The sequence below is a fragment of the Pseudomonas sp. RHF3.3-3 genome (assembly GCF_048069595.1).
Classification (GTDB): Bacteria; Pseudomonadota; Gammaproteobacteria; order Pseudomonadales; family Pseudomonadaceae; genus Aquipseudomonas; species Aquipseudomonas fuscovaginae_B.
In genome coordinates, this window is sequence record NZ_CP182250.1 from 114,353 (window position 1) to 128,542 (window position 14,190).

Here is a 14,190-nt window from a genome sequence, read left to right on the forward strand (position 1 = left end):
GTAATGTCCCGATATAGAGCGATCGAAAGGGCTTTCTGACGGTCGAAGTCAAGCGGGTCGCTCGATATACTGGTGGCTGCCACCCTGCAAGGGTGCTGTGCAAAAACGTCGCTGGAAGCTCCCTCCAGCCGGTTTTGCAGAGTTTCCCTTGAGTACGCCTTAGAGAAACGTGACGAACGTAGCATGTTCGGGCTGAATCGTTTTTCCTGAAGACGTCCATTCACCTGCAATACCCACGTAGCGTCATGGGTCAGAGGCCCTGGATATGATCGAACTCGAACAAGAAGACCCCATCCCGCAAGGCGATCTCGCCCTGCAAATCACCGCCTTGCCCCGCGAAACCAACGGTTTCGGCGATATCTACGGCGGCTGGCTGGTCAACCAGATGGACCTGGCCGGCACCGCCATGTCCAGCAAGATCGCCGGTGGCCGGGTGGCCACGGTGGCCATCGACCGCATGGCGTTCCTCGTGCCGGTGGCGGTCGGGGCCCAGCTGTCCTTTTATACCCAGGCCCTGGAAATCGGCCGCAGCTCGATCCGGATGATGGTCGAAGTGTGGAGCGACGACCCGCTGTCCAGCGAATGGCGCAAGGTCACCGAAGCGGTGTTCGTCTTCGTCGCCATCGACGGCAGCGGCCGCACCCGCTCCGTGCCACGGCGCACCTAAACCCGCGGCGTTTTTTGCGGTCCATTGCAGTCCCTGTTGCCGAGCGAGAACCCCATGAACACGCCACACGTTGAAACGGTCAAGCTGGATGAACTCAACTGCTGGAAGATCAGCCACGGCCAGGCCGAGCTGCTGGTCGCCCAGCAGGGAGCACACATCCTCAGTTATCAGCTGGCCGGCGAACCGCCGGTGATCTGGCTCAACGACCAGGCCCAGTTCAAGCACGACAAGAGTATCCGCGCCGGCGTGCCGGTATGCTGGCCCTGGTTCGGCGTGTTCCAGCGCAACCCCGACAGCGTCCAGGCGATGCGCCAGGCCAGCGAGGCGCCGACCGCCCACGGTTTCGTCCGGACCCGGGAATGGAACCTGCAGGGCATCCAGGCCGATAACGACGGCGTACTGGCCGAATTCACCCTGCCGCTGCCCGAAGGCGGCTTTGCGGGCTGGCCGCACAAGGTCGGGCTGAAACTGGCGGTGCATCTGGGCGAGAAGCTGCACATCAGCCTCACCAGCGAGAACCTCGACGATCATCCGGTCACCCTGAGCCAGGCGCTGCACACCTACTTCGCGGTCAGCGATGTGCGCAACGTGCACGTCGACGGCCTCGATGGCCTGACCTACATCGACACGACGGATGACTGGAAACAGGTCCGGCAGCAGGGTGAGCTGCATTTCACCGGCGAAACCGACCGCATCTACCTGGATACCCCGGCGCAATTGAGCATCGTCGACCCGACCTGGGAGCGGCGTATCGAGTTGACGGCCGAGAACTCGCGTTCGACGGTGATCTGGAACCCGTGGATCGACCGGGCCAGCCAACTGGCCGACCTGGCTGACGATGGCTGGCAGAAGATGCTGTGCATCGAGACGGCGAACGTGATGAATGACGTGGTGACGCTGGCGCCGGGCGCCAGTCATGCGCTGGGCGTGACCATCGGCAGCCGCCGCCTGGGTTAGGACCGGGGCGCCTGGCTCGCGGCGGTCCGCCGCCGCGAACAGCGACCTGACCGACCAACACCCTACAAATCCGACTCCTTCACCACCCGCACCTTCGCCGCATCCAGCGCATAGGCCGCATCGGCCAGGTCATTGCTGACCTTCTCGACCTTCAGGGTGCCGGTCACCCACAACGGCGTGTAGATATCGTCCAGCTTCAGGCCCTTGGGATAACGCACCAGCACCAACTGGTTCGGCGGTGGCGGCGGCACGTGGATGCAGGCGCCCGGATAGGGAACCAGGAAGAACAGCGTGCTGCGGCCCTTGGCGTCGGTTTCCAGCGGCACCGGATAACCACCGATGCGGATGTCCTTGCCGTTCATGGCGGCTACGGTCTTGGTCGAATACATCACCGCCGGCAAGCCCTTGGCCTGCTTCAGCCCACCCTTGGCGGTAAAGGTACCGTTGGCTTCCGGGGAGTTGTGGCTGATTTCCGGCATTTGCTCAAGGGCTTTCTGATCCGATTTTGGCATCAGTTCCAGCCAGTCGGTTTCCGGCAGCTCGGCCGCATGGGCCAGGCCGCTGCCCAGCAGGAGAAGTGTCAACAGGAAACGACGCATGAGGAACTCGGCAGGAGGGAATCAAGTCGCGCATTCTAGCCCCTCTGCGCGGGTTGCACAGAGGGGGTTGCGCAGGTCGCTCAGTTCTTTTTGATCAGCCCGTAGATCACCAGCAGGACGATGGCGCCGACCACCGCGCCAATGAAACCGGCACCCTGCCCGGCGTGGTAGATGCCCAGTGCCTGACCACCGTAGGTCGCGGCGATCGAACCGCCGATACCCAGCAGAATGGTCATGATCCAACCCATGCTGTCATCGCCCGGCTTGAGAAAACGCGCCACGAGGCCAACGATCAAGCCGATGAAAATGGTTCCGATGATACCCATGACGTTTCCTCTGAATGATTGCCCCCAACTGAAGCCTAGTTGGGCCCCAGCATCTTGCCATCAGAGGACGGCGGGGACCGATGGTTCCCGCCCGCCTGGATAACTTTTACTCGGCGATCAGCGCTTCGACCCGCAGGATCTGCTGCTGCAGCGTAGCCCGGTCGGCACAGCGCAGGTTGGCGTGACCGACCTTGCGCCCGGCCTTGAATGCCTTGCCGTAGTGGTGCAGATGGCAATCGGCGATCGCCACCACGCGCTCCACCGGCGGCACGCTGCCGATGAAGTTGAGCATGGCGCTCTCGCCGACCTTGGCGGTCGAGCCCAATGGCAGGCCGGCGATCGCCCGCAGGTGGTTCTCGAACTGGCTGCACTCGGCGCCGTCGGTGGTCCAGTGCCCGGAGTTGTGCACGCGCGGGGCGATCTCGTTGGCCTTCAGGCCTCCGTCGACCTCGAAGAACTCGAACGCCATCACGCCGACGTAGTCCAGTTGCTTGAGCACCCGGCTGGAGTAGTCTTCGGCCAGGGCCTGCAACGGGTGGTCGGTACTCGCCACCGAGAGCTTGAGAATGCCGTTCTCGTGGGTGTTGTGCACCAGCGGGTAGAAACGGGTTTCGCCATCGCGGGCACGCACGGCGATCAGCGAGACTTCGCCGGTGAACGGTACGAAACCTTCCAGCAGGCAGGGCACGCTGCCCAGTTCGGCGAAGGTGCCGACCACGTCGGCCGCGCTGCGCAGGACCTTCTGGCCCTTGCCGTCGTAGCCCAGGGTGCGGGTCTTGAGCACGGCCGGCAGGCCGATGCTGGCCACTGCCGCGTCGAGGTCGGCCTGGGACTGGATGTCGGCGAAGGCCGGGGTCGGAATCCCCAGGTCCTTGAACATGCTCTTCTCGAACCAGCGGTCACGGGCGACGCGCAGGGCTTCGGCGCTCGGGTAGACCGGGACGAACTGCGACAGGAAGGCCACGGTTTCCGCCGGCACGCTTTCGAACTCGAAGGTCACCAGGTCGACTTCCTCGGCCAATTGGCGCAGGTGGTCCTGATCGCCGTAATCGGCTCGCAGATGTTCGCCCAGGGCGGCCGCGCAGGCATCCGGCGCCGGGTCGAGGAAAGCGAAGTTCATCCCCAGCGGAGTGCCTGCCAGGGCCAACATGCGGCCCAGTTGGCCGCCACCGATTACACCGATCTTCATCGTCAAAAACCTCAGGCGATGCGTGGGTCTGGATTGTCCAGAACGCTGTCTGTCTGCTCAGTACGGAATTTTTTCAGCACGGCGTGGAACTGCGGGTGCTTGGCGCCCAGGATGCTCGCCGACAGCAGTGCGGCGTTGATCGCGCCAGCCTTGCCGATGGCCAGGGTGGCGACCGGAATGCCGGCCGGCATCTGCACGATCGACAGCAGCGAGTCCACACCCGAGAGCATCGACGACTGCACCGGCACGCCCAGGACCGGCAGGTGGGTCTTGGCCGCACACATGCCAGGCAGGTGGGCCGCGCCACCCGCGCCGGCGATGATCACCTCGATACCGCGGCCCTCGGCCTCTTCGGCATACTGGAACAGCAGGTCCGGGGTGCGGTGGGCCGATACCACTTTCACCTCGTAGGGAATACCGAGCTTTTCCAGCATATCGGCGGTGTGGCTAAGGGTGGACCAATCGGACTTGGAGCCCATGATCACGCCAACCAGTGCGCTCATCGTCGTGCCTCTTCTCTTGGGCGCCCGCGGGCGCGTCAAAAAACAACAAGCCACGCGGGAGGACCGGCGTGGCTTGTCATGCGAATAATGGCCGGGCAAACCGACCGAAGGCCGCGCAGTATACCGAAAAAAGCGCGTTTGACGCACCTTTGTCGCTGGGTCGATTTTAGCCGCTGAAGGCCGGTTTACCTGACTTTCAGGTCAATCCGAACCCAGCTCGAACGCCGCCCTTGTGGAAGCCGAACGCTGTGGGAGCAGGATTTTTCCGCGAATGGAGCGGCGCGGTTTTTCCGGACTACGCGTCATCGTTCTTCGCGGATAAACCGGGACGCCGGACCGCCGGCTCCTACAGGGGCCCAGCCTGCACCCAGACGGTTTGTTTCAGTTCGTCACCACTGCCTGCGCCGTACCGCTCTCCAGCTTGCGCCACAGCAGCCGCACGTTGGCCTTGCGCACCAGTGCACAGCGATACAGGCGGATCTCCAGCGGCACATGCCATTGCGGGCCGCCGCACACCACCAGTTCTCCCCGCGCCAACTCGGCCCGCACGCTCAGTTGCGGCACCCAGGCGATTCCCAGGCCCTCCAGCGCCATGCCCTTGAGGCTGTCGGCCATGGCCGTCTCGTACACCGTGGTAAACCGCAGGTTGCGCTGGCGCAGCAACAGGTTCACCGAGCGCCCGAGAAAGGCCCCGGCGCTATAGGCCAGCAATGGCACGCTACCCTCGCCCTCCAGGTCGAACAGCGGCTTGCCATCCGGCCCCACCGCGCACACCGGCAACATCTCGGTCTGCCCCAGGTGCAGCGACGGGAAGATCTCCGCATCCATCTGCAACGCCGCATCCGGGTCATAGAAGGCCAGCATCAGATCGCAACCGCCCTCGCGCAACGCATGCACCGCGTCCCCGACGTTGGTCGCCACCAGCCGCGTGGCGATGTTCAGGCCCTCGTTGCGCAACTGCGCGACCCAGCGCGGGAAGAACCCCAGCGCCAGGGAGTGCGCGGCGGCCACCTGCATCACCTCGCCCTGACCGCTTTCCAGGTGATGCAGGTGGCGCACCACCTCGCCCAACTGCTCGACCACCGTACGCGCCGTCACCAGGAACAACTGCCCCGCCGCCGTCAGCTCGATGGGGGTGCGCGAGCGGTTCACCAGGGTCAACCCCAGCGCCGCCTCCAGACTGCGGATCCGCCGGCTGAAGGCCGGCTGCGTGACGAAGCGGCGCTCGGCAGCCTGGGAAAAGCTGCGGGTGGCCGCCAGGGCACTGAAATCTTCCAACCATTTGCTTTCGAGATTCATCAACTTCTCCGTCACGCGCACCATTTTGGTTCACACGATCGTCACGCACGCCGCGTCACACCTGCATTATGCCGTTTATGCATGGGGCAGTGTGCAACAGCATTGGCCCAAAAAACCGCACAGGCCTAGCATTGGCGACGTTCCGGCATCGACCGGGTTCATATCGAGATGATTTCTATCATGTCCTCCGCTGCATCCTTCCGCACAGAAAAAGACCTCCTTGGCGTACTTGAAGTACCCGGCGACGCGTACTACGGCATCCAGACCCTGCGAGCGGTGAACAACTTCCGCCTCTCGGGCGTTCCGATCTCGCACTACCCGAAATTCGTCGTGGCCCTGGCCATGGTCAAGCAGGCCGCCGCCGACGCCAACCGCGAACTGGGCCACCTGAGCGAAGCCAAGCACGCTGCCATCAGCGAGGCCTGTGCCCGCCTGATCCGCGGCGACTTCCACGAGCAGTTCGTGGTGGACATGATTCAAGGCGGCGCTGGCACCTCGACCAACATGAATGCCAACGAAGTCATCGCCAACATCGCGCTGGAGGCCATGGGCCACAGCAAGGGCGAATACCAGTACCTGCACCCGAACAATGACGTGAACATGGCGCAGTCGACCAACGACGCCTACCCGACGGCCATCCGCCTGGGTCTGCTGTTGGGCCACGACGCCCTGCTCGCCAGCCTGGAGAGCCTCATCCAGGCCTTCGGCGCCAAGGGTGAAGAATTCGCCCACGTCCTGAAAATGGGCCGCACCCAGCTGCAGGACGCCGTACCGATGACCCTCGGCCAGGAATTCCACGCCTTCGCCACCACCCTCGGCGAAGACCTGGCACGCCTGAAGACCCTGGCACCGGAAGTACTCACCGAAGTCAACCTGGGCGGTACCGCGATCGGCACCGGCATCAACGCCGACCCACGCTACCAGAACCTGGCGGTAGAGCGCCTGGCGACCATCAGCGGCCAGCCGCTGGTACCGGCTGCCGACCTGATCGAAGCCACCTCCGACATGGGCGCCTTCGTACTGTTCTCCGGCATGCTCAAGCGTACCGCAGTCAAGCTGTCGAAAATCTGTAACGACCTGCGTCTGCTGTCCAGCGGCCCACGCACCGGCATCAACGAAATCAACCTGCCAGCGCGTCAGCCAGGCAGCTCGATCATGCCCGGCAAGGTCAACCCGGTGATCCCGGAAGCGGTCAACCAGGTGGCGTTCCAGATCATCGGCAACGACCTGGCCCTGACCATCGCGGCCGAAGGCGGCCAACTGCAACTGAACGTGATGGAACCGCTGATCGCCTTCAAGATCTTCGACTCGATCCGCCTGCTGCAACGCGCCATGGACATGCTGCGCGAACACTGCATCGTCGGCATCACCGCCAACGAGACCCGCTGCCGCGAGCTGGTGGAACACTCCATCGGCCTGGTCACCGCGCTGAACCCGTACATCGGCTATGAAAACGCCACCCGTATCGCCCGTGTCGCCCTCGAAAGCGGCCGCGGCGTACTGGAACTGGTGCGCGAGGAAGGCCTGCTCGACGAAGCGATGCTCGCCGACATCCTGCGCCCGGAGAACATGATCGCTCCACGTCTGGTGCCCCTGAAGGCCTGACCTTCAGCCACCTGATCGCAACACGCTCACCAGGTCGAGGGACTAGACACCTCTCACCTTTTGAGGGCTTGAAGGTCCATCCTTCAAGCCCTTTTTTTTGACTGGATTTTTCATAGTGAAAACGCCCTGCCGATCGTCTACCAGACAGCGGTACTCGTCATCCGACTGGCGAGGTGTCAGGGACAACGCTTACAGGGTTATTCATGAAAAATGACAGGCTGTGCAGACGCTGGCAGTCCTGATCGGTATAGTGCCGCCCCTCTTCGCGTAAGCGATCCGCGGCACAGCGGCACTGAAACACGCGAAACAACACTAAAAACAACCCGCGCAAGCTCGGGAAGACCTGTCGCCAGCCCACACTGCCCGCAACACCGGGTGTTGACGCGACCGGCCGATCGAGCCGCCTTTGCAAAAAAAGCGAGGATCCATCCATGCTTGAAGTCATCAACGACTTCCTCTCAGGGAAAGTACTGATCGTGCTCATCGTCGGGCTCGGCAGCTACTTCACACTCCGTTCACGGTTCGTCCAGTTCCGCCACTTCGGCCACATGTTCGGGGTTTTCAAGGAATCCCTGCGCGGCCAGGCAGGCCAACTGAGCTCGTTCCAGGCCCTGATGCTGAGCCTGGCCGGCCGCGTCGGCGCCGGTAACATCGCCGGTGTCGGTATCGCCGTGACCCTCGGTGGTCCGGGCGCCGTGTTCTGGATGTGGGTCACCGCACTGGTCGGCATGTCCAGCAGCTTCTTCGAATGTACCCTGGCCCAGGTCTACAAGCGCGCCGATGGCGATGGCCTGTACCGTGGCGGTCCGGCCTACTACATCCAGCACGGCCTCAAGCTGAAAAGCATGGCCATCGTGTTCTCGATCCTGCTGCTGGTCACCTACGGCTTTGCCTTCATCGGCCTGCAGTCCTACACCGTGACCCACTCGCTGCAGAACGCCTTCGCCTTCGATCCGAAGCACACCGGCATCGTCCTGGCCGTGCTGCTGGCCATCACCTTCATCGGTGGCATCAAGCGTATCGCCGCCGTGTCGGACCTGCTGGTACCGATCAAGACCCTGGCCTACATCGGCGTGACCCTGTACGTGATCGGCACCCAGATCGAACACGTGCCAGCCATGCTGGAAACCATCTTCAAGAGCGCCTTCGGCCTCGACCCGGCCTTCGCCGGCCTGCTCGGCAGCGCCATCGTCATGGGCGTGAAGCGTGGCGTGTTCGCCAACGAAGCCGGCCTGGGCAGTGCCCCGAACGTGGCCGCCGTGGCGGCCGTGAAACACCCGGGCGCCCAGGGCGTGGTCCAGGCGTTCAGCGTGTTCCTCGACACCTTCGTGATCTGCACCTGCACCGCGCTGCTGATCCTGCTGTCGGGCTTCTACACCCCGGGCTTCGAAGGGGACGGTATCGTCCTGACCCAGAACTCCCTGGCCGCCGTGGTCGGTGACTGGGGCCGGATCTTCGTCAGCGTTGCGCTGTCGCTGTTCGTCTTCACCTGCATCCTCTACAACTATTACCTGGGCGAGAACAGCCTGCAGTTCCTCAGCCGCAACCGTGCCGTGCTGATGGCCTTCCGCGGCCTGGTGCTGGCGCTGGTGGTCTGGGGTTCGATGCAGGACCTGTCGACCGTGTTCGCCTTCGCCGACATCACCATGACCTGCCTGGCGTTCGTCAACCTGGTCGCCCTGGCGCTGCTGTTCAAGGTCGGCCTGCGGGTGATGCGCGACTACGACGAACAGCGTCGTGCCGGCATCAAGCAGCCGGTGTTCGACGCCAGCAAGTTCAACGACCTGGACCTGGACCGTGCCGCCTGGCCGGCCAACCCACAGGTTGAAAGCGCCGCCCAAGGCGTACCGGTGACACAACGCTGATGCAACCTGCGGGCGGCGCCCTGCCGTCCGATGCGCCCCAGTGAGCCAGCACTCACTGGGGTTACAGCCCCTTCCTACAGACTCCAGCAACATCCTCCCGATATATCTGTAGGGCAATTCCTATAGACCGTCCGAGCACTACACCCCGCCATAACGCCCGGGGTAGGCTTGCCTCAAGTTGCCGTGCATAGACAGGAAAGTTCTCGCCGGTTGTGTGAACGCACTGTCTTCCAACAATAAGAAACACGCCAGGCCAATCGCACAAAAGAGCAACTTGTTACGTTCAAGTAACAGCTTCGGGCCAGACACCGACGCCTTGTCACGCCTGCAAACAGGCGCCGACAGCCTTATGCGTCGCATCGGCCCATTACCTCACGAGCCAATCGGGACGGGCATTCTGCCCCGAACGGATGAAGTGTGCCGGTCACGGAAGTATTGGCTCTTTCTTATTCGAACAGTTGCCGGAGCAGCCTTGGGAAAACCATGAAAAAACAAGTCGTACTGGCCGCGCTGTGCAGCCTTTTTTCCGTACCGGCCTTGGCCGACAAGCCCCTGATGTGTACACCGGTGACAGCGGCCCAGATCGAAGTCCTGTTCGATGAATGGAACGCGGCGTTGCAGACTGGTGATGCGAAAAAGGTCGCGCAAAAGTATCTCTACGATGCCGTGCTGCTGCCCACCGTATCGAACAAACCACGCTTGACCGACGCCGAGCGCATCGACTACTTCGAGCACTTCCTGGCCAACAAGCCGAGCGGCAGGATCGACAGCCTCTCTCCCCCTCTCAACCGACGACAAATCGCGATGCATGAAACATTGCGTTTCAAGACAAATCCCTTTTACTTGAGGGATATTTCCTAGAAAATTCCAACGTATTGCGCCTGTCCAGCCGCGTGACTATCGTCGTTGCGTCACCGCTCTTTCGCGGTGATCGGGTTTAGCAGCCCACGCTCAATAGGCGCACAGCGCCCCCATGGCTCATGGCCGGCGTTTTTTTCACGCCCCCAGTCTCATGGCGGCTGTGCGTGGGGCACCTTCGGGTGCGCCGGTTTCCTATTGGCCGGTCTGCTAACCCGCGTACAGCTGCCACCCACTCGTTTAGCAGCGACAGGTGCCAGCTCCCATGCCGCAATAGGAGTGACACCATGCACAAGCCGGTCCCCGATCCGCCCAGCCAAGCCACCCGCCGCCGCATCACGGCGATCCTGCAACAGGCCAACGCCGACCTGCTGCAAGTGCTCAACGACCAACCCCACGAACCGCCTCTGCTGCAAGCCCTGAAGGAAACCGCCGCCCGCCCCGGCGACCTGCGCGACGGCCGCCATCGCTCGCTGTTCGACGTCAAGGCCGGTATCGACGCCGAAACCATCCTCAACCACGTCTCCCTGCTGCTGCGCTGCGCCGAAGAGGTCTCCGATGAAATCACCGAACAGGGCAGCGGCATCGAACGCGGGCTGATCTGGTCGATGGTGCATTCGGTGGAAATGGCCCGGGCCCTGGTGGATGCGTTGCTGGACGGATCACAACCGGTAGGAGAACGAGGGTGAGCAAAGATGATTGGGAGACGCCTGGCCCTGTCAATCAATGCAGCTATCCATTTCCGAAGGGCCATTCTTGAACACATGGACAATTTCAAGGATGCCTCTGTGGCCCAGCAACGCCTCTCGGATATTCAGTCAGGCCGAAGTAACGCCATAACACTGGAGGAACTGGAACAACTACATGGTGTGGAACGCTCTGATTGCTAGAAACTTCGCAAGAAACTCTGCATCCTGCAAGAGCGTGTCGACCTCAGGAAAGACTTCTGCGGCACGCAACTTGCTCGACTCAAGCACCTCCCAAGGCCGGAATCGAGCATGCTCCACTCCCACCTGACCACCCTCAACGCCGTTTCCCTGGTGCTCAAGACCTTCCGCGAACAGGGCCTGCCCGACGACACGCTGCTGGCCGGCAGCGGCATCAGCGCCGCGGACCTGAGCCGCGCCGACACCCGCATCACCACCAACCAGGAGATGCAGGTGTGCGCCAACGCCGTAGCCCTGCGTCGGGAAATCGGCCTGGAACTGGGGCGGCGCATGCACGTCTCGTCCTACGGCATGCTCGGTTACGCCCTGCTCACCAGTGCCACCTTCGGTGACGCCTTGCGCCTGGCCCTGCGTTATCCGGCGCTATTGGGAACACTCTTCGAACTGAGCCTGGAGGAAGACGGCGAGCGCATCTGGTTCACCGCCGCGGACTACCGTGAAAGCCCGCAACTGGCGACCTTCAACGTCGAGTTCTGCCTGGTCTCGCTGAAAGTCATCTGCGACGACCTGCTCGGCCGTCCCCTGCCCCTGCTCGCCGCACGCTTCGAACACGACGCGCCGGACTACCAGGCAGACTACACCACCAGCTTCGACTGCCCGCTGCAATTCTGCGCCACCCGCAACGCCTTCGCCTTCGACCGCACCTGGCTGGACCAGCCGCTGCCGCTGGCCGACCCGATCACCCACCAGGCCATGGCCGAACGCTGCCGCAAGCAGAATCTGGAGTTCACCGGGCGCCAGGCCTGGCTCGGACGCATCCGCCAGTTGCTCGCCGCCCAGTTGCACACCGCGCCCGGCCTGGAAGGCTTGGCCGAACAGATGAACTGCTCGGCGCGAACCCTGCGCCGGCACCTGCGCGACCTCGGCTGCAGCTACCAGGAACTGCTCGACGAACTACGCTTCGAGCGGGCCAAGCAACTGTTGGCCGACGACCAGTTGCCGATCCACCGGATCGCCGACGAACTGGGCTTCAGCGAAACCGCCAGCTTCCGCCATGCCTTCGTGCGCTGGAGTGGCGTCAGCCCGAGCCAGTTCCGGCCCTGACCGAGCGTGCCACCCAACGGTGCGGCGCTGCCTCATTCAGGGGCGAAATCAGGACAGAGGTTTTGGCCATATCGATCCCCTTTTGGCCGCTCCTGCCGTTCTCCGATCCGCGCCGGGCATCAAGAATGAGCCCACGTCCACGCCAACGGAGAACAATAAATGCTGACGGTCTACTCAGATGATCACCACCTGCACCACGGCCGCTGCGAGCTGATCGACGGGCAACTGATGCCCTGCTTCGAGATGCCTTCGCGCGCCGACCACGTGCTCGCCCGTGTCCGCCACCAGGCCCTGGGGCCGGTGCGTGAGCCCGAGGACTTCGGCCTCGAACCGATCCGCCGCATCCACGACGCCGCCTACCTGGACTTCTTCAAGGGCGCCTGGGACCGCTGGGCCGAACTGGGCCAGGACGGCGACCTGCTGCCGTTCACCTGGCCGGCGCGCACCCTGCGTCAGGTCCTGCCCAAGAGCCTGCATGGCCAGCTCGGCTATTACAGCTTCGACGGTGGCGCACCAATCACCGCCGGTACCTGGCAGGCCGCCTACAGCGCAGCGCAGGTCGCCCTCACCGCCCAGGCCGAGATCCAGCGCGGCGCCCACAGCGCCTTCGCCCTCTGCCGGCCCCCGGGGCACCACGCCGCCAGCGACCTGATGGGCGGCTACTGCTACCTGAACAACGCGGCCATCGCCGCCCAGGCGTTCCTCGACCAGGGCCGCGCCAAGGTGGCGATCCTCGACGTCGACTACCACCACGGCAACGGCACCCAGTCGATTTTCTACGAGCGCAGCGACGTGCTCTTCACCTCGATCCACGGTGACCCGCAAGCCGAGTTCCCGTTCTTCCTCGGCTATGCCGACGAACTGGGCGAAGGCGCCGGCGAGGGTTTCAACTTCAACTACCCGCTGGCCGCCGGCAGCGGCTGGGAGCGCTGGAGCACGGCGCTGGAGCAGGCCTGCGGCGAGATCGAGCGCTACGACGCCGACGTGCTGGTGGTTTCTCTCGGCGTGGACACTTTCAAGGACGATCCGATTTCCCAATTCAAGCTCGACAGCCCCGACTACCTGCGCATGGGCGAACGCATCGCCCGCCTGGGCAAGCCGACGCTGTTCGTGATGGAAGGCGGTTATGCGGTGGAAGAAATCGGCATCAATGCCGTGAACGTACTCGAAGGTTTCCAGAACGCCCAATGAGGAACTAGAAGAATGAACAGACTCAAGCGTCTCATCGCCCCGGCCCTGTGCGCCGCCGTGCTCAGCGGCGCGGCGCACGCCGAAGACCGTACCCTGCGGGTATACAACTGGTTCGACTACATCACGCCCAAGGCCCTGGACGACTTCAAGGCGCAGAACAGCCAGGTCAAGCTGGTCTACGACATCTTCGACACCAACGAGGCGCTGGAAGCCAAGCTGCTCACCGGCAATTCCGGCTATGACGTGGTGGTGCCGTCCAACGTGTTCCTCGCCAAGCAGATCGAGGCCGGAGTGTTCCAGCCGCTGGACCGCAGCAAGTTGCCGAACTGGAACCACCTCGATCCCAAGCTGATGAAGCTGCTGGAGGCCAACGACCCGGGCAACCAGTTCGCCGTGCCCTACATGTACGGCACCATCCTGATCGGCTTCAACCCGGCCAAGGTCAAGGCGGCCCTGGGCGACAACGCGCCGGTGGACAGCTGGGACCTGATCTTCAAGGAAGAGAACATCAGCAAGCTCAAGCAGTGCGGCGTCGCCCTGCTCGACTCGCCGTCGGAGATCCTGCCGCTGGCCCTGCAGCACCTGGGCCTGAACCCCAACAGCAAGAACCCCAAGGACTACGAAAAGGCCGAGGCGTTGATGCTGAAGATTCGCCCCTACATCACTTATTTCCACTCGTCCAAATACATGGCCGATATCGCCAACGGCGACATCTGCGTCGCCGTCGGCTACTCCGGCAGCTTCTCCCAGGCCGCCAACCGCGCCAAGGACGCCAAGAACGGCGTGGTGGTGGACATGCGCCTGCCCAAGGAAGGCGCGCCGATCTGGTTCGACATGCTGGCGATCCCCAAGGGCGCCAAGGACCCGGAGGACGCCTACACCTTCATCAACTACCTGCTGCAACCGCAGGTGATCGCCCCGATCAGCGACTTCGTCGGCTATCCGAACCCGAACAAGGATGCGACCGAAATGGTTGATCCGACGATCCGCCACAACGCCAACCTGTACCCCACCGAGGCGGCGATGAAGACCCTCTACACCCTGCAGCCGCTGGACCAGAAGGCCGAACGGGCCCGCACCCGGGCCTGGACGCGGATCAAGTCGGGGACTTGAGGCGCAGCCCTGTCGCCGCCCCCGTGG

14 protein-coding genes are annotated in these 14,190 nt (G+C 63.3%); 9 read left to right on the forward strand and 5 right to left on the reverse strand.

The window, feature by feature from the left end; all coding sequences use genetic code 11:
* The first annotated feature begins 265 nt into the window (after nt 1-265).
* Complete coding sequence (locus ACMGT0_RS00515; protein ID WP_010447769.1) at nt 266-667, forward strand: acyl-CoA thioesterase; 402 nt, start codon at nt 266-268, stop codon at nt 665-667.
* 54 nt (nt 668-721) lie between these two features.
* Nucleotides 722-1,624, forward strand: a complete 903-nt coding sequence (locus tag ACMGT0_RS00520) for a D-hexose-6-phosphate mutarotase (RefSeq protein ID WP_416771061.1) — start codon at nt 722-724, stop codon at nt 1,622-1,624.
* Nucleotides 1,625-1,686: 62 nt separating this feature from the next.
* Here ACMGT0_RS00520 and ACMGT0_RS00525 read toward each other — a convergent pair whose 3' ends face one another.
* The 5 genes from ACMGT0_RS00525 to ACMGT0_RS00545 form a co-directional block, all read right to left on the reverse strand.
* Entirely contained in the window at nt 1,687-2,223 is a 537-nt protein-coding gene (locus ACMGT0_RS00525; RefSeq protein ID WP_416771063.1) for a DUF3299 domain-containing protein, read from the reverse strand.
* A gap of 80 nt (nt 2,224-2,303) precedes the next feature.
* Nucleotides 2,304-2,549 carry a GlsB/YeaQ/YmgE family stress response membrane protein gene (locus tag ACMGT0_RS00530; RefSeq protein WP_054058586.1) on the reverse strand — a complete coding sequence of 82 codons (246 nt, stop codon included), beginning with the start codon at nt 2,547-2,549 and terminating at the stop codon, nt 2,304-2,306.
* Nucleotides 2,550-2,655: 106 nt separating this feature from the next.
* Nucleotides 2,656-3,738, reverse strand: coding sequence for a 5-(carboxyamino)imidazole ribonucleotide synthase (locus ACMGT0_RS00535; RefSeq protein WP_054063465.1), 1,083 nt, complete (start codon nt 3,736-3,738; stop codon nt 2,656-2,658).
* An 11-nt stretch (nt 3,739-3,749) separates the two neighbouring features.
* The gene (purE, locus tag ACMGT0_RS00540) at nt 3,750-4,241 is read right to left on the reverse strand and encodes a 5-(carboxyamino)imidazole ribonucleotide mutase (protein WP_054058584.1); all 492 of its coding nucleotides are present in this window, start codon (nt 4,239-4,241) and stop codon (nt 3,750-3,752) included.
* 381 nt (nt 4,242-4,622) lie between these two features.
* Nucleotides 4,623-5,540 carry a LysR substrate-binding domain-containing protein gene (locus tag ACMGT0_RS00545; protein WP_054058583.1) on the reverse strand — a complete coding sequence of 306 codons (918 nt, stop codon included), beginning with the start codon at nt 5,538-5,540 and terminating at the stop codon, nt 4,623-4,625.
* 180 nt (nt 5,541-5,720) lie between these two features.
* Between ACMGT0_RS00545 and aspA the strand changes: the two genes are divergently transcribed.
* The 7 genes from aspA to ACMGT0_RS00580 all read left to right on the forward strand — a co-directional run bounded on the left by aspA (nt 5,721) and on the right by ACMGT0_RS00580 (nt 14,163).
* On the forward strand, nt 5,721-7,145 hold the full coding sequence (gene aspA / locus ACMGT0_RS00550) for an aspartate ammonia-lyase (protein ID WP_054058582.1): 1,425 nt from the start codon (nt 5,721-5,723) through the stop codon (nt 7,143-7,145).
* 431 nt (nt 7,146-7,576) lie between these two features.
* Nucleotides 7,577-9,010 (forward strand): alanine/glycine:cation symporter family protein, encoded by a 1,434-nt coding sequence (locus ACMGT0_RS00555; RefSeq protein ID WP_416771066.1) that lies wholly within the window; start codon nt 7,577-7,579, stop codon nt 9,008-9,010.
* A gap of 483 nt (nt 9,011-9,493) precedes the next feature.
* A complete protein-coding gene (locus ACMGT0_RS00560; protein WP_416771068.1) occupies nt 9,494-9,871 on the forward strand; it encodes a hypothetical protein in 378 nt (125 codons plus the stop codon).
* Between the two features lie 284 nt (nt 9,872-10,155).
* The gene (locus ACMGT0_RS00565) at nt 10,156-10,557 is read left to right on the forward strand and encodes a DUF6124 family protein (RefSeq protein ID WP_416771070.1); all 402 of its coding nucleotides are present in this window, start codon (nt 10,156-10,158) and stop codon (nt 10,555-10,557) included.
* Between the two features lie 309 nt (nt 10,558-10,866).
* A complete protein-coding gene (locus ACMGT0_RS00570; RefSeq protein WP_054057937.1) occupies nt 10,867-11,859 on the forward strand; it encodes an AraC family transcriptional regulator in 993 nt (330 codons plus the stop codon).
* Between the two features lie 159 nt (nt 11,860-12,018).
* Complete coding sequence (locus tag ACMGT0_RS00575; protein WP_416771072.1) at nt 12,019-13,050, forward strand: histone deacetylase family protein; 1,032 nt, start codon at nt 12,019-12,021, stop codon at nt 13,048-13,050.
* A gap of 12 nt (nt 13,051-13,062) precedes the next feature.
* The gene (locus ACMGT0_RS00580) at nt 13,063-14,163 is read left to right on the forward strand and encodes a polyamine ABC transporter substrate-binding protein (RefSeq protein ID WP_054057938.1); all 1,101 of its coding nucleotides are present in this window, start codon (nt 13,063-13,065) and stop codon (nt 14,161-14,163) included.
* The last annotated feature ends 27 nt before the right edge of the window (nt 14,164-14,190 follow it).